Here is an 18,967-nt window from a genome sequence, read left to right as displayed (position 1 = left end):
GGCATGAGCGATAACAACGCGGCCCGTAAGGGCGACGAGATTATTCACTCCAGCATTTTTGCGGATATCACCAGCATTGTGGCGGAAGGTGCCGCTTATGCGGTGATCGGCGCGGCGGTGGGGGCAGCAGCTACCGTGGCGGCGCCATTGCTGGGAGCCGGTGCGGCAGCCGCAGGCGTGGCGGCGATTGGCTCCAGCTGTTTGCTCAGCGGCATCATTGGCGGCGTTCTGGCAAACGTGGCGGGGATCACAGACGATATCAGCAACGCCGCAGAGGGGTTAGGCAACGCGCTTTTCCCGCCGTCGCCTGCGGGTAAAATCACCACCGGCTCCAGCAACGTTCTGACCAATGCGCTCCCTGCCGCGCGCGCGGCAGGCACGCTGACGCCAGCAGATACCCCGTCACCTGAGCCGCAGTCACCGGGCAGCTTTGCCGATTACGCAGGCATGCTGCTTTCCGCTGCCGGACAGTTTGGCAGCGAAATTTGGCAGCCGAGCGTGGCGTCAGCCGCCGCGGGGACCTCGCCGCTGGAAGAAGACAAGGTGGCGTGCGAAAAGCACTCCGGACCGCAGTACCTGGCGGAAGGTTCAAAAAGCGTTTTCATCAACGGCCAGCCTGCGGTGCGTGCGAAAGATCGCACCACCTGTGAAGGGACCGTTTCCGATGACGTCTCCCCGAACGTGATTATTGGCGGCGACACGCTCACGGTTCGCGATATCAAAAGCGGCAAAACCCCAGGCCTGGCGCTGGGGATGATTGCGCTCTCGTTGCTGCGCGGCCGTCCGGGCAAGATTTTGAAAAACATGCCCTGCGCGCTGGCGGCAGCCGGCGGCGGGATGCTGGCCGATATGGCCATCAATGCCGTGTTTGGCTCTTCGCACCCGGTTCACGCCGCCACCGGCGTGAAGGTGCTGAACGACGATGATGAACTCGATTTCTCGCTGCCGGGGCGCTTCCCGCTTCGCTGGCAGCGCAGCTACAACAGCCTGACCACCCGCGAAGGGCTGTTTGGCCTGGGCTGGGCTACCTCTTTTGACAGCTATCTGAGGCTGGAAGAGAACAGCGCGACCTGGTTCGACGAAACCGGACGCGAGCTGAGCTTTGAACTGCCTCCTGTCGACCGGGCGTTTTACAGCATCAGCGAAGGCATTATTATCCGCCGCAATGAGAGCGGCGACGTGGCAATTGCCGACGATGACGGCGCGGTGTGGCGTCTGTACAAACCGACCCGCGCCAACCCCTCCATCCTGCGTCTGGCCTCGCTGAGCGATGAATACGGCAACGCCCTGCTGACCGAGTGGGACGAGCACGGACGTCTGGTTGGTCTTCACGATGAGCCACGGGCGATAGATGTCACCCTGCGCTATGAGGACGAACGGTTCCCGCAGCGCGTGACCGCAGCCAGCCATTTCGACGGCGACCGTACCTGGCCGCTGATGCAGTGGGGTTACGACGCACGCGGTCAGCTGGCGAGCGCGACGGATGCCTCTGGCGTCGTCACCCGCGAATACCGCTATAACGATCACGGCCTGATGGTCTGGCACCGCCTGCCGGGTGGGCTGGAGAGCGAGTACCGCTGGCAAAAATTTGACCACTGGCGCGTGGTGGAAAACCGCACCAGCACCGGCGACGGCTGCCGCTTTAGCTACGATTTGGCCGCCGGGCTGACGACCGTCGAGCACTATGATGGTCAGAAGCGTCAGCACTACTGGAATGCGCAGAGCCTGATCGTCCGCTACGTAGACGAGCGCGGTGAAAACTGGCGCTACGAGTGGGATGACAACGAACTTCTGACGCGTCGCATCGATCCGCTGGGTAACGCCGTCACCTTTGTTTATGACGAGATGGGCAACCGGGTGCAGGAGATCGACGCCGACGGTAATGCCCGCACCACCACCTGGCTGGAACATCGCGCGTTGCCGTCAGCCATCATTGAAGCCGACGGCAGCGCTACCCGGTTCTGGTACGACGAACATCACGGCCTGCAGCGCGTGGTGGACCCGATGGGGCAGACGACGCTGCTGCACCGGGACGCGTTTGGTCAGGTCGTTGAGGAGGTCGATGCCGCCGGCAACAGCCGCCACCAGGAGTACAACGAGGCGGGACAGGTGGTGCGCGCGACGGACTGCTCTGGCCGCACAACCCGCTATCGCTATCATCCGCTGGGCTGGCTGGAGAGCGAGACGGGTGCTGACGGCGAAGAGACGCGCTATCGCTACGACGCCGCAGGGCGCCCGGTGCAGCTCGATCGTCCCGAAGGCTGGACGGAGTCACTCAAATGGAACGCACGCGGCCTGCCGGTGAAGCATGCCGGCGCTGATGGTAAAGAAAGCGAGTTCAGATACGATGAGGCAGGACGCTTAACCACCACGCGTAATACGCAGGGTGAGGAAGTTCGCCGCCGCTGGGACAGTCGCGGGCGTCTGATTGCCCTTGAAAACGAAAACGGCGAAGCGTATCAGTTCCGCTGGGGGCCAGACTCGCTGCTGCTGGAAGAGGTGGGGCTGGATGGCGTGGCCTCGCAATATCGCTATGACGCCTGCGGACGCACGATTTCGCGCACCTTTGCCGCCGGGCATCCGGAGGCCATCACCCACGCCTTCGCCTGGAGCGCGAGTGGCCAGCTGGTCGCCCGCACCACGCCGGAAGGACAGACCCGCTACCACTACACTCCGTCCGGGCTGTTAAGCCGGATTGGGCTGCATCCTGCGCTTGCAGCCGACGCGTGGAGCACCGAGGCAGAGCAGGAGCTTGCCTTCGAATATGACGCACTCGGTCGCGTGACGCGCGAAGCGGGCGAGCACGGTGAGCTGGCGTGGGAGTATGACGCGCTGGGCAACCGCACCTCCGTCACGCTGCCCGATGGCCGCGAGCTAAAGCAGTTCTACTACGGTAGCGGGCATCTGCTCAGCATTGCTCTCGACAAGCTGTCGGTCTCCGATTTTACCCGCGACGAACTCCACCGTGAGACCAGCCGCACCCAGGGGCTGTTGACCACCCGCAGCGAGTACGACCGCCTCGGCCGACTGCACCGCCGGGACGTCTTTACCGGCAATGCCCAGCGCCCGTCGCCGCGCCGCTGGTCCCGCCGCTGGGATTACGACTACCGTAATAACCTGGTGCGGGAAGAGCGGGACGATAACCCGTTCAGCTGGTATCGCTGGCAGTACGACAGCGCCGGGCGCCTGCTGGTTCAGGACGGCACGCTGCCCGGTCAGGAGCAGTGGCGCTGGGATGCGGCTGGTAACCCGTTAGAGGTCGCTGGAGAGAAGATTGCCCATAACCGGGTCACGCAACTGAACGGTATTCGCTGGCGCTATGACATCCACGGCCGCACCGTGGAGAAGGATAATGGCCAGATCCGCTGGCACTACCGGTACGACGGCGAACACCGCCTGACGGAGGTTATCAGCCAGCCGCGGGATCGCAACAGGCCGCAGACGCAGGTCAGCTTCCGCTACGACCCGCTCGGACGCCGCATCAGCAAAACGCGCCGCCAGATGCTGGGCGGTCAGCCAACCGGCAAGCCGGTGACCACCCGGTTTGTCTGGGAAGGGTTCCGTCTGCTGCAGGAGCTGCACGGAGACGTGCCTCTGACCTATGTCTACAGCGACCAGGACAGCTACGACCCGCTGGCGCGAATTGACGGCGTGGAAGCGCCGGAGATCTTCTGGTTCCACTGTCAGCCCAACGGCACGCCGGAGCGGATGACGGATAGCGAAGGGCAGGTGCGCTGGGAAGGGGTGAACAGCGCCTGGGGCAAGCTGCTGCGGGAAAGCGAGACGCAGATATCAGGATATTCTCAGAACCTGCGGATGCAGGGGCAATACCTGGACCGAGAGACAGGCCTGCACTACAATCTGTTCCGGTATTACGACCCGGACTGCGGACGGTTTACGCAGCAGGACCCGATAGGGCTGGCGGGGGGCATAAACTTATATGCTTATGCACCGAATCCGCTGTCATGGATCGATACGCTTGGTTTAACCTGCAAGTTAACAAACCAGCAGTTTAAGAATAAACTTAAACGAATTAGAAATCAGACCGCCGCAGGTGGTAATCGGGGAATTACTGGCGTTGTATCACAGAATGATGCTTTCAGATTAGGTGAAGCATTTGTAGGCCCTAATTATAGAGTTATGTCCAGCGGTAAAGGACTTGTGTCAGAAGATGGTTTGAGAACATTCAGATTCCCTGCTGATAAAAGGGGATTTGATCGTGTTAACGGTCGTCCATGGTCGAAGACGGGAAAACAAGTAAATTTTGAAACCAAAAATGGTGATGGTGATGTTATTGCCAATGTTCACTTAGACGTAGAGAGTTTTCAGCCATGAAGAAAAATAAACCACAACTTATTTTATACGATATGTCTTCAACAATGTTCGATCCGCTTAGTGAGTGGGAGCCTGCTTCTCTTGAAGATACATATGTGGCTGTTGATTTATGCATTGGGATGAATGATGGTGAAAAAGGAAGCAACTATTTCTATGTAAAAATCGCCACTCCAGAAGCTTTGAGAAAGCGATCAAAGAATTTTCTCATATCTGATAACAGAGTTATTGTAATTGATTATTTTGATTATCATTTGCTTAGGAAAGTAATCGAAAATATTCTAAAAAAATGCACAAGAGAAAATTGGGACGAATCTTGTCTTGTATTACAACGCTATTTTTCATGGGAATATGAAGATTATCATTATGAAAAATAGATAGTTAATTTTGTGAGCAACAAATGATTATATATTGCCGGGAATATTAACTCTTCCCGGCTTTTATTATGTAATTCCCGTTCAGTACACTAAACACGCCGTCCTTAATCCCCTTAACCGCCTGTTTAGCCTGATAAAGCTGCTCGCACAGCGCCTGCACCTCGTCATTATCCGCCATTAGCACAATACACCCCTGTGAAATCTTCACCGTTACGCCGCGCCCGGTCTCAAAACCCGCTTCTGCCAGCCAGTTACCCTTAAGGTGCAGGCTGGGACTGCGCGAATATCCGGTGGGGATTTTGGTTTTACGGTGGGTGCGGGAGATACCGGCATAATCGATTTTAAGACTGTATTGGGTTCTGGAAATCGCGACTTCTGGCTTAGAATAGCGCGGTGCAGATGAGGGAATATCAGGGTGTGGCGGTAGCGTATGAACGATGACGCAATGAGTTTGATGATTTACATACGAAACTGACTGTACGATCCACCTTTCGGTTAGATTGCGTGCTCTGACCCGATAGGGCTAAGAGGCGGGTTAAACTTATACAGTTATGTATCAAATCCTCTTAAATATATTGATCCGCTTGGGTTAAATCCTTTAGCTTTACCTGCACCTACGTCTTTAGATCCATGGGGAACTGGTGCTACTTTAAATTCTATTCCAGTACCGAAGGGTGGAATAATAGTTGAAATGGCTATGTCACCAGGGCAATCTACCCCAGGTGGATGGGCTACATTAGATCATATACCTAATGTGAATTATGTTAGAAATGAGTTGGCTGTAATTCCCGAATTTAAACCAGAAATATCGCATGTTCAAAAATTCTATATACCTGAAGGTGTTCAAATTCAAACGGGTCCTGTAGGACCCCAAGTTTCTGGCGGTAAGATTTACCCTGGAGGAGGAACTCAGGTACAAATACTTAATTATAAAGATAGAGCAAAGCTTGTACCTGTTGGCAAACCAAGAAAAATCTATAGTGGTAAATGTGGTGGCTGATATGAATACTATTGTCAATTTTAGTGTGTTAGATGAGCTTGGTAAATATGATAAAGAGTCAAATCCCAATAAGTTGAGCGTATTTGATTTATTGCCAACAGGAGTATCATGGTTGTATGGTACTAAAAAGATAGAAATCAGAGATGACAATAAAATAATTCCACTTTTATTGTTGGGTGATACTGGAGTAGCCTTAGTTAGAGCGCCGTTTGATAAAGATAAATCTCAGGCTTATATTTTAAATCCGGCAGGTGATATTATGTGGAATGTTAAAGGTATTATTGATAAAAAAATAAAAGATATCATTTTCCATGATGTTTATTATATATCTGATATTCTTTTCTTTTTTATTAATGTAAATGGTTGTGATTATCGGTTTTCATTCGATGTAGACACGGGTATAGCTGGAGAAATAATTCAAAGTTATTAGAAGTTACCAAGCCGGGCAAGAACTTAAATCTTCCCGGCACTTTTATTATTTAATTCCCGTTCAGTACGCTAAACATTCCGTCTTTAATTCCCCTGACCACCTGTTTAGCCTGATAAAGCTGCTCGCGCAGCTCCTGCATCTCGTTATTATCCGCCATCAGCACAATGCACCCCTCCGAAATCTTCACCGTCACGCCCCGCCCTGTCTCAAATCCCGCCTCTGCGAGCCAGTTACCCTTAAGGTGCAGGCTGGGGCTGCGCGAATATCCGGTAGGGACTTTGGTTTTACGGTTGGTGTGCGCGGGGGTAAATGCCCGCGTCCCGGCAGTGGCTGCGGTGGCATATGGAAGTGCGGTGCGGCCGGGCCCCGGTCATTAAACATAATGCAGGAGATTATGCGCACTCTCGCCGGGCGGCCACAAAGGCGAACCCGACCCGCTGTGCGCGGCTCGTGTTCGCATAATCTGCATTATGTCGGGCGCCCCCGCGTTCGGCCCCGCAGCCCGGAGCTGCGCACAGCTCACTGACGTTCGCTCTGCTGTCGGCGGCGGCGTTGTTCTTCGGCAGGTCGCCGCCTTCCCTGGCGGCTCCGGTGCGGTTCTGCGGCGGCGGTGTCGTGTGAAAGCCTGCTGAAAAGGGTTGTCGGCCTGCGGCCTCCGCTGAAGGGCTTAATGCCCGCCCGGCGTCGTCTGGCTGCGGCGGCTCGTGCCGCGCAAAAGACCGCGCGTCACTCGTTCCCGCCTCGCCAGCTTCCGCCACCCGCCCTGGTTCTGTGTGGTCATGCAGGGTCAACCCCCGGTCAGGCAGCGGTGCCACAGGGCGCCGTGCCGTCGCCTGCGGGCTCTGTGCCGCCCGCCCCCGCAGAACCCGCGCCAGCCACGCAGCAAGCTGCGCGTCTGTCACGGGTTGCCGTGGGAGGCACAGTGTGATCCCGGAGCAGAACCGGTAATGACAGGGAGTAACGGCGGTGGTATGGTGAACGGGCTTCAAAAGGCGCGTCGGGAAAGTTGAGTTAACGTGCTATTAAATAAGTAAAAGGTGATAGCCGGGAAGCCAGAAACGGCGCGGGCGGTAGCGTGTTAAAAAGTATGATGGCGTCGGGATCGTTCCGATGACCCGATAGGGCTGGCGGGGGGGATAAACTTATATAAATATACTGTTAACCCTCTTACCTGGATAGATCCTCTGGGTTTAGCTGGTTGCACTTTAACAAAATCGAAGTCAAAAAATTACGAATACGTTTTGAAATTGAAACGATCTGAATATCCTGCAACGTTTGGTCACATATCAGATGCGATCGATTTAGGACATGCAAAGGTTGTAACAATCCAACGAGGCACTGCAAAAGCTAACAGGAAAACGTGTCTTAAAAAAATCAAAACTAAGCCTGGATATGATCGTGATGAATGGCCTATGGCGATGTTTAAAGAAGGCGGCGATGGTGCTAGTGTAAGATATATAGACCCTAGCGATAATCGTGGTGCAGGTTCAAGTATTGGTAATGTTTTATCAGAACTTCCAGATGGAACAAGAATAAAAGTTGAGGTAATTTAATGAGTGATAAGAATATACAAACAGTAGATCTACTGATTTCGCATAGTCAAATATTGTTACGATCTAGAGACTATGACGAAAAGCTTAGTCAGTGGGGGAAAGGTAATGTTTCTCAAGGTGCTGTCCTTCACAAGGATTATGTTATATTCGATCCATTGCCAGAGGATGCGTTTGGAGCAAACGTCAATATTAAACTAGAGAACGTTTTCAAATTAGATGAAAATGCTCAACGCTGCATTGTCGTGCCATTTACCGTTACGGATCAACATAAGCTGCAAGTCGCTTCAGCTACTGAGAAGTTTGATTTAAGCTTGGATTTAAATGATCAAACTTATTCACTCTTTTATGAGATTTGTGAAGGGGATGAAATTTACTATAATTTCACTCTTGTACCGACAAAAGAAGCAATTGCTGCGAAGTTTTTGCTGGATGATCCTTGGGGAGGGGTAAAAGATCATCCTCTCAAGGAAGGTATTTTTTAAATTTAATACTTACTAGTGAAAATTTCTCGGAATAAAAGTCCACGCCAAAGTGTGGATTTTTTTTCGTTAAATCAAATCAGATATTAAAAAAAAGTTCATTACATATCATCTTTAGCGATTTAATCTATCGCTTCTGCATGCATCTTATCTGCTTCTTTCGCATCCTGCTCAACTTGCTCTCGCAGGGGCTGCCGACCAACCGCAGCGAATACGACCGTCTCGGCCGCCTGCATCGCCGGGACGTATTCAAAAGTAAAACCGGGTTCTGTTATTCTTGAGGGAAATGTCTCCGCGCAAGGAACCGGACTACCTGGCGACCAAGTGCAGAAATATATTACTGATCTTAATAATCTAATAGATTTATGAATATGAACAATAAAGGCAGGGCAGTAGCAAAAATAAAAAGAGTGATCAACGAACTTGAGTTGGTTCTTACTACAAAAAATATGGACGTGTTATCTGTGAGTTCATCGGAGCAAATATCTAAATTTATTGAGATATTCGAGCTTGCGCTGAATAATATAATTACAGACAATATTCCTCCTAGAAATAATAGAGTTTTAGGAATGGCAAGAGTAGTAATAGATCAGTGGCCTTTTGAGCTTGCTTTAGGTGGTTTAATTGTTGAAGCCGAACAAGCTTATAAAGAGATATAATTCATCCGGAAGATGTTTTAAATCTCCAGGCTTTTTTATTATTTAACCCTCGTTCAATACGTTAGGCTGTGTCCCTTAATTGCATAATCTTTGGTAAAACAGTCGGATACAACCCAGTTTTAACCATCGCCAGATAATTCCTCGCTGTTTTGTCATAGCGTGTGGCGATGCGACGATATTCTTTCCGGCGACCAAAGCAACGTTCAACAACATTGCGATGACGGTAAGCATCGAGATCGAGCTAAGAACGACCATCTGACGCCATTTTCTCATTTGATTTTGGGGGGATGACGGTTTTTATAACCTTCTCGCGCCAGCAGATGCTGGGCGGACAGCCAACCGGCAAGCCGGAGACCACCCGGTTTGTCTGGGAAGGGTCCCGCCTGCTGCAGGAGCTGCACGGAGACGTACCGCTGACCTACGTCTACAGCGACCAGGACAGCTACGACCCGCTGGCGCGTATTGACGGCGCTGATGCCGAGGAGATCTTCTGGTTCCACTGCCAACCCAACGGCACGCCGGAGCGGATGACGGATAGCGAAGGGCAGGTGCGCTGGGAAGGGGTGAACAGCGCCTGGGGCAAGCTGCTGCGGGAAAGTGAGACGCAGCTATCAGGATATTCCCAGAACCTGCGGATGGATGCAGGGGCAATACCTGGACCGAGAGACAGGGCTGCACTACAATCTGTTCCGGTATTACGACCCGGACTGCGGACGGTTTACGCAGCAGGACCCGTTAGGGGTGGCGGGGGGGATAAACCTTTACCAGTATGCGCCGAATGCGCTGAAATATATTGATCCTCTTGGCTTATCATCAACGACTTTCTATCATGCTGGTGATATTCGGGGCGAGATTAATCCTTCTATGGGGAGGCATGGATTAGATTTTAATCCTTCTAATCAAGGTGGTTTTTACGTAACTACTGATAAATCACAGGCTATTAAATGGGCAGAGCTGAGAGGACATCCAACTATAACGCAATTTGATATACCGAATTCAGAACTCGATAAACTAAATATAAAAGTATTTGAGTCTGCTGATAATGAATGGGCTAAATTTGTAACTCAGGGTAGAGCCAACACACTTGCACATAGTTATGATGCTGTAAGTGGACCAATGTTAGCAAACCCAGGTGCTGTAAAAAAAGGAGGAAAGGCTAAGCCCATAGGTTCACAGCATGCTATTTTCTCAAATAAAGCAGCAGCCGTGTTTGAACGTTATAAAGTAAAAAAAAGGTGTAAAGGTCAATGAATATTATCGATGGTATTCAATTCAGTAATTCTAATGAAAGTGTTATTTTTAATTACTATAGTTGGGTTGAGTTGATTAAAGCGATTATTGTTAAATATGCGAATAAAACAGAGAGTGAGGCTGAACGTATAGTATTAGCCTCTCCACTTGTTCGTATTAAGGAAAATGATTACATGTCTGTCGCTTTGCGCAGTCATGAAAGTGAGTATCATTGGGCAATGTTAATTGCTTATGGTGATCAATATTGGACAAAGGGAGTTTCTCCAGATGAACCTGACGGATACTTTGAGTGGGAAAAAGAATACAGAGAAAAAAATAATCTGGCAGAAGATAACTTTATTTTTAGTGATTAAGTTAAATAAAAAAAATTTAAGAAGTAATATCTTGTCAGTTTTATTGTATGTTATGGCATTATTATGTTGAGGCATATAGTAATATCTCGTAGCGATCCCTTTTTAAGACTTAAAGCTCCGCTAAGAATTATAATGTAATCATATGCTATAAGTGGATTCGTCTCTGTAAAACCAACGGAAGATTTAATTATTACTTGCGATAAGACAAACTGAGAGGCAAAGGATGAGCACAGTTTACGAAGTTATTTTAGCCCTATATAAAACCACTCGAAGAAATCGACGAAGCGATACCTGCTCATGTGGAGTGGCTTAAAAAGGGGTACGCAGAGGGGATTTTCCTGACATCCGGTAGAGGGATCCCAAGAAACGGTAGTGTCATTCTCGCTAAATGCGAGAGTCTTGCTTCTCTTGAAGAGCTCTTACGTGAGGATCCTTTTCAGAGGTTAAAGCTTGCGACTGTTGAGATCATTCCCTTTGAACCCAGTATGAAGACAGAACTCTTAGACAATGTGTTTTGACCCCGCAATAAAAAAAACACGCCAGGGCGTGGTTTTTTTCATTAAAGACGACTCAGACGTTGAACAGGAAGTTCATCACGTCGCCATCTTTAACGATGTAATCTTTATCGACGGGACATCTTTACCGGCAATGCCCAACGCCCGTCGCCGCGCCGCTGGTCCCGCCGCTGGGATTACGACTACCGTAATAACCTGGTGCGGGAAGTACGGAACGGTAACCCGTTTAACTGGTACCGCTGGCAGTACGACAGAGCCGGGCGCCTGCTCGTTAAGTACGGCATGCTGCCAGGTCAAGAGCAGTGGCGCTGGGATGCAGCTGGTAACCCGTTAGAGGGCGCTGGAGAGAAGATTGCCCATAACCGGGTCACGCAACTGAACGGTATTCGCTGGCGCTATGACATCCACGGCCGTACCGTAGAGAAGGATAACGGCCAGATCCGGCACTACCGGTACGATGGCGAACACCGCCTGGGGCAAGCTGTGCGGGAAAGCGAGACGCAGGGATCAGGATATTCTCAGAACCTGCGGATGCAGGGGCAATACCTGGATCGTGAGACAGGACTGCACGACAATCTGTTCCGGTATTACGACCCGGACTGCGGACGGTTTACGCAGCAGGACCCGATAGGGCTGGCGGGGGGGATAAACCTTTACCAGTATGCGCCGAATGCGCTGGGGTGGGTGGATCCGTGGGGGTTGAGCCGTAAATGTAAGGATCCATCTAAAGAAGCTACGAGATGGCAAGGTCAAGGTGATTACAAAGTATAGATGTCTACAAAAACAGGAAACTGAAAAAAGGCACGATTCTGTATGCATTATATCCAAACGGTGATACTCCTCCATCATATGCAGTGACTTATCCAACCGTTAGGCAAAATAAAGGAAATGCTATAGGCTTCCATGAAGCACTTCAGGTTAAAATAGATCCTCATCGTACATTAAGAACGCAAGTTAGAGCTTATTATGTAAGTGAGGATATCGATGTAGCATATGGAAGAGCATTGGCTAATGAGATATTGGTCGAGGGAGTGGGATGCAATTCATTATCCCTGAGGAAGTTAGAAATCTATTGATACCGGGGAAGCTCATTAGCATATGATTAATTTTAAAATTAACGTGGTAAATGGTAAGGTTGAGTTAGACAATAAATGTCTTTTAATACAAAGGGAGGATGAATTTATAACTTCTGATCTTTACAAATATCTTGAATCAGAAAACAAAATGCAGAAATTAATTCCCCATCATTATACAGTTAATACCGTTCTTTGGTCGGGAAAGGAATTCGAGATTATAATACAACCATTATGCTTCAGTAATTTGCCATTTACGGTGCAATTAATTTATAAAGAGGGAGGGTATTATAAGGCAATAAATGATTGGAATAAGGTTTCTAACATTGATATGCTAAATAAAGAAGTCGAATTTTTATATCAATGGGTGTCGGGTGAATATGATCCTGGCAAACCAGATGAAAAAGAAAAACATAGTATAATGTGGCACTTGGAATGGGGTGATATAACTATTTGCTATGATATTAAATCATTTAATTGCGGTATTTATTTAACGTGGAATTAACTATTAAATAAGGTTGTCATATTGTGCTGATAACCCGCTTGAAGGTTCCGCTGATAAGGTCACGCACAACCGCCTGACGCAGCTGAACGGCATTCGCTGGCGTTATGACATCCACGGCCGCACCGTGGAGAAGGATAACGGCCAGACCCGCTGGCACTACCGCTACGACGGCGAACACCGCCTGACGGAAGTCATCAGCCAGCCGCGGGATCGCAACAAACCGCAGACGCAGGTCAGCTTCCGCTACGATCCGCTCGGTCGCCGCATCAGCAAAACGCGCCGCCAGATGCTGGGCGGACAGCCAACCGGTAAGCCGGTTACCACCCGGTTTGTCTGGGAAGGGTTCCGGCTGCTGCAGGAAGTGCACGGGGATGTGCCGCTGACCTACGTTTACAGCGATCAGGACAGCTACGACCCGCTGGCGCGTATTGACGGCGTTGATGCCCCGGAGATTTTCTGGTTCCACTTCCAGCCGAACGGCACGCCGGAGCGAATTCTGCTCACCATGTTATACCCGTTGAGGTGTGGAAAGAGGAGCAATCATTCTTCAATAATATTGGCATCGGAAAAGACATGAACTCTGCGTTTAATGGTATTAATTTTCCAGGTAGCGCATCAGCGATGAAACAAGATGCAGGGAAAGGTATGGATATCTTCCATAGCAGTAATCATCATAACTATAGTGACATTCTCCGTCGGCGCATTGCTCGTGTTGAGTAACGATATATTTCTGGAAGATTAGATGCTAAAGGGGCGAGGATAGCTATAAGGCGGATCCAGATTGATATGAAGAATAAAATTTGGATGGGTTATGTTCCCACAAAAAAATCAGGGGAATGAATTAATGTCCTATTATGTGATCATGAATGACTTTGAATCATCACTCATGCCAAGAAATTTACAGGGCATGGTTGATGAAAGATTACAGGTTAATGAAAACTGGGAAATAGAAGGCTCTGCCTTTTCCTTCCCTTATCGAATAACAGACGATGCATGCCCAGACCATATTTATTTGTTGTGCAATAAAAATGTTGGGGCTTTGAAATTTGACTATTATAAAAAAGACTTTGGACACTTGATGGATAAGTCTTTATTTTCAATTTTTGAAAATTATAAGCACAATGTTTTTTTTGGCCGAGATATAACACCAGTTTCGATTGGGAATGGTCAAGTTCTTCGGGATGATTTTAAATATGTATATTTTCCAGGCGGCGATGTTATAGATAAGGATAAATCTATTCTCGAAGAGGATAAGTTCGGAGATACTATACCTTTTAAAATAGAATTCAAGGATGATGCGCTAGAAAATGATATACTTTCGTTGAACGACACATTGTTAGGTGGTTTTATCATTGTTAAACAAGAGGTCAAGGAAGTTATAGACAGTAAAGGATTCCGGGGGTTGAAACTTGTTCCACTGGAAAATGCTTTAGACGTTTTCTGTGAAGATTATTTCTACGAAATAGACTCAAATCGTAAAAGAAAGGGCAATAAACTACCTTAATATTGAAGGGTGTCGTGACATTATTGATTCTTTGTTTTTCTTTTTTAATGGCGCGAAGAAGTTCTTTGGATTATGAGTACATTTTTCAACTATGGATATAGTAATTTTCAGAGTAGCCAATAATGTTAACTCTTAAAGAGGAATAATGCATATAAAAAATACTATCCAAGACTTTGTCAACAAATTCAAAATGAATGATTTAAATATGGGAGAGATAGACTATGCAGACGATGAAAATGAAACTTCTTTTCCTGTAAATTTAAATGGTGAAATTCGATTTTTTTATAGCCATTTGATTTTAAATGGCCACCCAACATTTGATGGTGCATTCATTATACAGATTGTTGAGCCCCAAGAGCTTAATAAAATTTTATCAGGCTGGCGAGTTCAAAATGACACGACCTGGCGCGATGAATATATAATCTTTGCTGAACGAAATGGAGATGTTCTTTTTTGTGATACCCAAAATATCACATCTCCTGTTTATGGTAGTATTCAAAAAAGAAATTTCATTATTTCCAATTCGTTAGCCGACTTTTTGGATGCTTTTTGTTCTGCCATTGAGATCGAACAAAGTAAATATGATGGTGATGCTACAGATGATGATTTTAATTTCAGAGAGGACTTTCTGGAAGATATCGATTTAATGCTAAAAAGCAAGCTTAAGGATGTTGAGGCAGAAGGTTTTAAGCAATTCTTTTTTGGCTAGGTTAATAATAAAAACTAACACTTTTAGAACCCTCCTTACTTCTGACAACATTTTTCGCTTAAAACCACTTTTATATAGGCAAGGAGGTCTCTTTTCGATTGATAATGAATAAGCATATGAAAAACGGTTTCGATAAATTTGATGAAAAAGTTACATCTCTTGTAGAAAAAGGAAACGAGTTCCATTTAAATGGGCCTCACCTAGTGAAGTTGCTGATCAGATGTGGAAAATGACAACAAAAACAGATGGTAAGTCGATTATTCTCAATTTGGGTGATGGAATAAAAAAGCACTGGAGTAATATTGTTATGAATACTAAAGGAATAAATACTAGAGACGATTTTATTAAATTTCTTGTGAATTTATCTTCAAATGTCAGAAAAAATCTAAGTGAGTGGGAGAGCAAAGACTTACCCTCATATTTTGAATCGATGGCATCTTGGGTTGAAGATATGAATGGATATTATTTAAATCAAAAATTACCTGTTCCAGAAAATGTTAACTGGACATTTATTGCAGATATTTTAATGGCTGCGAGAGTTTATGAATAATATTCAATAATTGGCCGGAAGAGCATCAAATCTTCCCGGCTTTTTATTATTTAACGTGTTAAAAAGTATGATGGCGTCCGAATCGTTCCGATGACCCGATAGGTTTAAGTGGCGGTATAAATACTTACGTTTACGTCACTAATCCGTTGAATTGGGTTGATCCATTAGGATTGAAAGCGAAGTGTGCACCGACTCGATAAAATGACCATAACCAGGCGGCATTTGGTAGGCAGTGGCAAGGAAGAGGGATTTATCAAGGCCGTTATTCTTGGTCAAACACAATGCTTAAAGAAGGCGATATTGTTTATGGTGGAGCACCTGGGCAGTCAGGATTTTATTTCGACAAAGCCACTTTAGAAGCTGCTAATGGTAGTCGACAAAAATTATGGGAAAGTTTACAAGTTCTACTTCATGAAAAATATGGGTTTAGAAGTAAGATTCAGATGTATAGAGTCAAACGAGATGCTATTGCTGGTACGGGACAAGCTTTGTCACCAGATACTGAAATGTTAGGAAGCGGTGGCGGTACCCAATTCTTCCTTTCGAATTATAAAAAAGTTCTGGAACCTATTGGTCTTCCATTTGATATTGGGATGTAAAATGAATTTTGACGCAGAAACTGGTGTTCTTAAATTTAATAAAAGGGTTCTATTAGGACCAAGAGTTACTAAGACAGAGTTGTTTAATAATACAAATGTAAGGTGGGAGGGGTGGCCTGAAAAAAAAGACAATAAAACAGTCTCATACAGAACTATCCTTAAAGGTGACCATGAGTTCGGAGATATATATCTAATAATTGACTTCTTGGTTCCCAATGATCCTAACTCAATAATTCGTAGTTGGCGCTTCGCCCCAGAAAAATTATTGATGGGAAAACAGAATAGACCCGAAGGGAAAGTCACCCGATGTTTAAGGGAATGGTTCAAAACTAAATCTACTATTGTTCTTCCTGTATCAAGGGAGTGGGGACATGTTGATGCTGCTTATGACCCTCATAACCTAACAGGAACAATTCTCTGCCACTATTGCTTAGACCCTCATGAATTGTAAGTGGAGAACTGGTAAAATATATGATTCAATTGAAGTTACTTATATGACTATATTATAGTGTTTCCAATATAAATTGGACAGTTGCCATCCTAAGCGAGAAAATAAAAAGGTATAAGCCATTTTGTGGCCCTAGATGTTACTGGCCTGGATGTAATTGAACCCCGGAAAAATACATTCTTTATCTTAAACACAAAAGATCTTGATGTCTCCGAAAGAATTGTTAAAAGTGCGAGGAGTTGTGGTTGATGTGAAAAAATACTATAAAGGTAACGTTGATTTTATTGCAGGTGAAGGAATTATTCTCAATGAATTCATAGGGGAGGTGGCCACACGGCAAATAAATATTATAGATGGCGATTGTTATGCATCTTCCTCTTTGCTAGATAAAAACGAGAAAGTTGGTTTTCTGCTGTATGATGGTAAAAAAAGCGATCTGGACTTAAGTGATACTGAAGAAATTTCGAATGAGGAATTTGAAACTTTCTGGAAAACATCAACGAGTTCATTGCAAGAAAAAAAACAAATAAAGCTCTTGTCTGGAAATGCTGTGGAACCTTTGAAAAAATCCATAGTTATTGCTCACATTGTGAATAATAAAGGGAAATGGGGTAAAGGCTTTGTTCTGTCTCTTTCAAATAAATATCCTTCTGCAAAGGAATACTATCTCAATAGCTTCAATGGAAATAACATCCCAGAATTAGGTACGGTTGATTTTGTCTTGGTTGATGCTAAAGAACAGATATTTATTGCTAATATGTATGCACAAGATGGTATTAAGAAAAATGTCAATGACAAAAATCAATACGTATGTTATGCATCCCTGGAAGTTTGTCTTGAAAAGTTATCTGACTTTGCTTTAGTAAATCGCCTTTCAGTACAAATGCCAAGAATAGGCGCTGGCCTCGGTGGAGGTGATTGGGATGTTATAGAGTCATTGATACTTAAAAAGATTTGCTATAAGATGATCGATTGCAATGTAATAATTTTATAATATAAAATGATAATTTAATAATGCATTTTATTGAATTCGATTGTTGCTTAGAAAAGGATTTTTAATTAAAAGGACAGGTGCTTGAGTATGAAAATATCTATAACAAATACTATTGAAAAAGGAAACGAGTTACACGACAGCCAAAAATACGCCGAGGCTTTAGAACAATACCAAAAGGCCTGGCAAGCCCTTCCTGAACCAAAGTCCGAATCAGAATTTGCCAACTGGATCTCTGCATGCATGTACAGCGCATATTTTGATCTTGCGGATTACGTTGAGGCAAAGAAATGGGGAGAGACGGCTTTACGGACACGTGGATCGGATATAGACACTGCACCGTTAATCGACTTGGGTATGGTCTGTTACGAGTTGAATCAATTCAATGAAGCGTATAAATATTTTAATGATGCTTATAACTACGGCAAAGAGCGTGCTTTTCAGGATAGACCTAAAAAATATCTTGAGTTCTATCTGCGTAAGAAGGCGTAAGAACAGTAATTTATTCCATTCAAAACAAACCAAACGTTAAATAAGAAGTGAAGCATTACGTCCCATTCACTATGTAATCTTCTTCTCTGGCACGCATTTTCCTGCTTCCTTCGTTCCTTGTTCACCATGTTCTCGACAGACTGTCAGTATAACAGCGACGAACTCCCCCGTGAGAACTGTCGCCCCTATGACTGCTGACCACCCGCAGCGAGTACGACCGTCTCGGCCGCCTGCATCGCCTGGATGTCTTCATCGTCAATGCCGGGCGTCTTCTGGTTCAGGACGGCACGCTGCCGGGCCAGGAGCAATGGCGCTGGGATACGGCCGGTAACCCGTTAGAGGGCGTTGGAGAGAAGAATGCCCATTCCAGACCAGATCTGTTAGATGGGGAAGGCAACAAAATACTAAATACAAAAGGTTTACCGATAAAAACTCGACAATATGAATTTAGGGACTCAAATAACAAGCCTGTTTTTATCCAGGAACATAGTTTAGGGCATGATAAAGCAACCTCAGGTCATGGTGCTGAACCTCATTTCACTGTTAGGCCGCCACAAAATTTGAATACAGGTAGCGTTTCGGGTAGTCATGGTCATTATAATTTCGAGAGTTAATAAATGTGGTTTGACAACGCAATAGGGAAAGAAAAAATTAATTTCATGTTTGATGGGGAGTTAAGCATGGAATTAGTCGAGTTCGATGGTTTTACCTTCGAAAGGTTTTCTGATATTTCATGTCGATTTTTTACAAGAAAAATCCCATCTTGCTACCCAAAAAAATGGGAAGAGAGTGAATTCAATGCCCTTTGTATTGTGTTGACATTTGGGGATGTAGTTGAACTTGATGTTAAAGGAATGAAGGTGGGTTTTGTTTGCTCTCCTGTAATTATTTCAACAGAAAATTATAGTAAAATATCTATAACAGATGAAAAATTAAATTTCCATTGTCAATCAAACTTTCTTACAATTGAAGGTATCACACCTTATCTGGACGAGCGTTGGGATTGACGAGAATAAAGATGTAGAGCTAATAAATGCATATATGTTTTATGCACGCCATTTGAATTTTTATTATTGATTTTTTTACGTGTGAGTTATCAACTTTTAGTAAAGTATTATCCCCACTGCAATTGTTAGTCATTTACGCT

General features: G+C 46.1%; 21 protein-coding genes and 9 pseudogenes. 27 read left to right on the top strand and 3 right to left on the bottom strand.

What is annotated here, in order from left to right:
* Nucleotides 1-3: 3 nt before the first annotated feature.
* Together SP99_RS13205 and SP99_RS23850 are read left to right on the top strand one after the other, a co-directional pair.
* Complete coding sequence (locus tag SP99_RS13205) at nucleotides 4-4,335, top strand: RHS repeat-associated core domain-containing protein (RefSeq protein ID WP_231584242.1); 4,332 nt, start codon at nucleotides 4-6, stop codon at nucleotides 4,333-4,335.
* The gene (locus tag SP99_RS23850) at nucleotides 4,332-4,709 is read left to right on the top strand and encodes an Imm8 family immunity protein (protein WP_072060276.1); all 378 of its coding nucleotides are present in this window, start codon (nucleotides 4,332-4,334) and stop codon (nucleotides 4,707-4,709) included. Before SP99_RS13205 ends, SP99_RS23850 begins: the two co-directional genes overlap by 4 nt.
* Before the next feature lie 46 nt (nucleotides 4,710-4,755).
* On the opposite strand, the gene SP99_RS23845 is transcribed toward SP99_RS23850, so the two are convergent.
* Entirely contained in the window at nucleotides 4,756-5,118 is a 363-nt protein-coding gene (locus SP99_RS23845) for a SymE family type I addiction module toxin (protein WP_072060275.1), read from the bottom strand.
* 99 nt (nucleotides 5,119-5,217) lie between these two features.
* Between SP99_RS23845 and SP99_RS25365 the strand changes: the two are divergent.
* The 3 genes and pseudogenes from SP99_RS25365 to SP99_RS13195 all read left to right on the top strand — a co-directional run.
* A pseudogene (locus SP99_RS25365) lies at nucleotides 5,218-5,367 on the top strand (RHS repeat-associated core domain-containing protein); the annotation flags it as partial.
* A gap of 33 nt (nucleotides 5,368-5,400) precedes the next feature.
* On the top strand, nucleotides 5,401-5,709 hold the full coding sequence (locus tag SP99_RS25100; RefSeq protein ID WP_231584241.1) for a hypothetical protein: 309 nt from the start codon (nucleotides 5,401-5,403) through the stop codon (nucleotides 5,707-5,709).
* A 1-nt stretch (nucleotide 5,710) separates the two neighbouring features.
* Nucleotides 5,711-6,139, top strand: coding sequence for a hypothetical protein (locus tag SP99_RS13195; protein WP_047958887.1), 429 nt, complete (start codon nucleotides 5,711-5,713; stop codon nucleotides 6,137-6,139).
* A gap of 49 nt (nucleotides 6,140-6,188) precedes the next feature.
* On the opposite strand, the pseudogene SP99_RS13190 reads toward SP99_RS13195, so the two are convergent.
* Nucleotides 6,189-6,437, bottom strand: a pseudogene (locus SP99_RS13190) (SymE family type I addiction module toxin); the annotation flags it as partial.
* Nucleotides 6,438-6,809: 372 nt separating this feature from the next.
* On the opposite strand from SP99_RS13190, the gene SP99_RS23840 reads away from it, so the two are divergent.
* The 5 genes and pseudogenes from SP99_RS23840 (at nucleotide 6,810) to SP99_RS13175 (ending at nucleotide 8,830) form a co-directional block, all read left to right on the top strand.
* Nucleotides 6,810-7,067 carry a hypothetical protein gene (locus SP99_RS23840; protein WP_072060274.1) on the top strand — a complete coding sequence of 86 codons (258 nt, stop codon included), beginning with the start codon at nucleotides 6,810-6,812 and terminating at the stop codon, nucleotides 7,065-7,067.
* Between the two features lie 178 nt (nucleotides 7,068-7,245).
* A pseudogene (locus tag SP99_RS25360) lies at nucleotides 7,246-7,335 on the top strand (RHS repeat-associated core domain-containing protein); the annotation flags it as partial.
* Nucleotides 7,336-7,380: 45 nt separating this feature from the next.
* Nucleotides 7,381-7,692 (top strand): NucA/NucB deoxyribonuclease domain-containing protein, encoded by a 312-nt coding sequence (locus SP99_RS23835; protein WP_072060273.1) that lies wholly within the window; start codon nucleotides 7,381-7,383, stop codon nucleotides 7,690-7,692.
* Nucleotides 7,692-8,174 carry a competence protein ComJ gene (gene comJ / locus SP99_RS13180; RefSeq protein WP_047958884.1) on the top strand — a complete coding sequence of 161 codons (483 nt, stop codon included), beginning with the start codon at nucleotides 7,692-7,694 and terminating at the stop codon, nucleotides 8,172-8,174. The genes SP99_RS23835 and comJ overlap by 1 nt, the downstream gene beginning before the upstream one ends.
* A 368-nt stretch (nucleotides 8,175-8,542) precedes the next feature.
* Nucleotides 8,543-8,830 carry a hypothetical protein gene (locus SP99_RS13175; RefSeq protein WP_082137937.1) on the top strand — a complete coding sequence of 96 codons (288 nt, stop codon included), beginning with the start codon at nucleotides 8,543-8,545 and terminating at the stop codon, nucleotides 8,828-8,830.
* 75 nt (nucleotides 8,831-8,905) lie between these two features.
* On the opposite strand, the pseudogene SP99_RS23830 reads toward SP99_RS13175, so the two are convergent.
* Nucleotides 8,906-9,131: pseudogene (locus SP99_RS23830) on the bottom strand (IS5/IS1182 family transposase); the annotation flags it as partial.
* A gap of 7 nt (nucleotides 9,132-9,138) precedes the next feature.
* On the opposite strand from SP99_RS23830, the pseudogene SP99_RS25095 reads away from it, so the two are divergent.
* From SP99_RS25095 to SP99_RS13115, 17 genes and pseudogenes are all read left to right on the top strand, one after another.
* Nucleotides 9,139-10,081: pseudogene (locus SP99_RS25095) on the top strand (RHS repeat-associated core domain-containing protein); the annotation flags it as partial.
* Entirely contained in the window at nucleotides 10,078-10,434 is a 357-nt protein-coding gene (locus SP99_RS13165; RefSeq protein ID WP_047958882.1) for a hypothetical protein, read from the top strand. The pseudogene SP99_RS25095 and the gene SP99_RS13165, both read left to right, overlap by 4 nt.
* Nucleotides 10,435-10,657: 223 nt before the next feature.
* Nucleotides 10,658-10,952: pseudogene (locus tag SP99_RS13160) on the top strand (YciI family protein).
* 102 nt (nucleotides 10,953-11,054) lie between these two features.
* A pseudogene (locus SP99_RS25090) lies at nucleotides 11,055-11,663 on the top strand (RHS repeat-associated core domain-containing protein); the annotation flags it as partial.
* A 510-nt stretch (nucleotides 11,664-12,173) separates the two neighbouring features.
* Nucleotides 12,174-12,527, top strand: coding sequence for a hypothetical protein (locus SP99_RS13150; protein ID WP_231584240.1), 354 nt, complete (start codon nucleotides 12,174-12,176; stop codon nucleotides 12,525-12,527).
* 25 nt (nucleotides 12,528-12,552) lie between these two features.
* Nucleotides 12,553-13,023: pseudogene (locus SP99_RS13145) on the top strand (type IV secretion protein Rhs); the annotation flags it as partial.
* Between the two features lie 26 nt (nucleotides 13,024-13,049).
* Nucleotides 13,050-13,247 (top strand): hypothetical protein, encoded by a 198-nt coding sequence (locus SP99_RS23810; RefSeq protein WP_072060271.1) that lies wholly within the window; start codon nucleotides 13,050-13,052, stop codon nucleotides 13,245-13,247.
* A 91-nt stretch (nucleotides 13,248-13,338) separates the two neighbouring features.
* Entirely contained in the window at nucleotides 13,339-14,031 is a 693-nt protein-coding gene (locus SP99_RS13140; protein WP_231584239.1) for an Imm43 family immunity protein, read from the top strand.
* A gap of 145 nt (nucleotides 14,032-14,176) precedes the next feature.
* Nucleotides 14,177-14,740 carry a hypothetical protein gene (locus SP99_RS13135; RefSeq protein ID WP_047958878.1) on the top strand — a complete coding sequence of 188 codons (564 nt, stop codon included), beginning with the start codon at nucleotides 14,177-14,179 and terminating at the stop codon, nucleotides 14,738-14,740.
* A 229-nt stretch (nucleotides 14,741-14,969) separates the two neighbouring features.
* Complete coding sequence (locus SP99_RS13130; protein WP_231584238.1) at nucleotides 14,970-15,290, top strand: DUF7660 family protein; 321 nt, start codon at nucleotides 14,970-14,972, stop codon at nucleotides 15,288-15,290.
* 98 nt (nucleotides 15,291-15,388) lie between these two features.
* Nucleotides 15,389-15,490: an RHS repeat-associated core domain-containing protein gene (locus SP99_RS25085; RefSeq protein ID WP_269431374.1), complete on the top strand. Its 102-nt coding sequence runs from the start codon at nucleotides 15,389-15,391 to the stop codon at nucleotides 15,488-15,490.
* An 81-nt stretch (nucleotides 15,491-15,571) separates the two neighbouring features.
* On the top strand, nucleotides 15,572-15,889 hold the full coding sequence (locus SP99_RS25080; protein WP_231584237.1) for a hypothetical protein: 318 nt from the start codon (nucleotides 15,572-15,574) through the stop codon (nucleotides 15,887-15,889).
* Between the two features lies 1 nt (nucleotide 15,890).
* Entirely contained in the window at nucleotides 15,891-16,340 is a 450-nt protein-coding gene (locus SP99_RS24675; RefSeq protein WP_072050682.1) for a hypothetical protein, read from the top strand.
* Between the two features lie 202 nt (nucleotides 16,341-16,542).
* Nucleotides 16,543-17,331 carry a macro domain-containing protein gene (locus tag SP99_RS13125; protein ID WP_047958877.1) on the top strand — a complete coding sequence of 263 codons (789 nt, stop codon included), beginning with the start codon at nucleotides 16,543-16,545 and terminating at the stop codon, nucleotides 17,329-17,331.
* A gap of 87 nt (nucleotides 17,332-17,418) precedes the next feature.
* On the top strand, nucleotides 17,419-17,820 hold the full coding sequence (locus SP99_RS13120; RefSeq protein WP_024907040.1) for a hypothetical protein: 402 nt from the start codon (nucleotides 17,419-17,421) through the stop codon (nucleotides 17,818-17,820).
* A 191-nt stretch (nucleotides 17,821-18,011) separates the two neighbouring features.
* Nucleotides 18,012-18,434 (top strand): annotated as a pseudogene (locus tag SP99_RS25250) (HNH/endonuclease VII fold putative polymorphic toxin); the annotation flags it as partial.
* A 3-nt stretch (nucleotides 18,435-18,437) separates the two neighbouring features.
* Nucleotides 18,438-18,827 carry an Imm50 family immunity protein gene (locus SP99_RS13115; protein ID WP_047958876.1) on the top strand — a complete coding sequence of 130 codons (390 nt, stop codon included), beginning with the start codon at nucleotides 18,438-18,440 and terminating at the stop codon, nucleotides 18,825-18,827.
* Nucleotides 18,828-18,967 lie beyond the last annotated feature (140 nt).

Source organism: Enterobacter sp. BIDMC92 (genome assembly GCF_001030225.1).
GTDB lineage: Bacteria > Pseudomonadota > Gammaproteobacteria > Enterobacterales > Enterobacteriaceae > Enterobacter > Enterobacter sichuanensis.
Note: the sequence above shows the minus strand (reverse complement) of the source record. Positions and strands in the feature narration are given on the sequence as shown.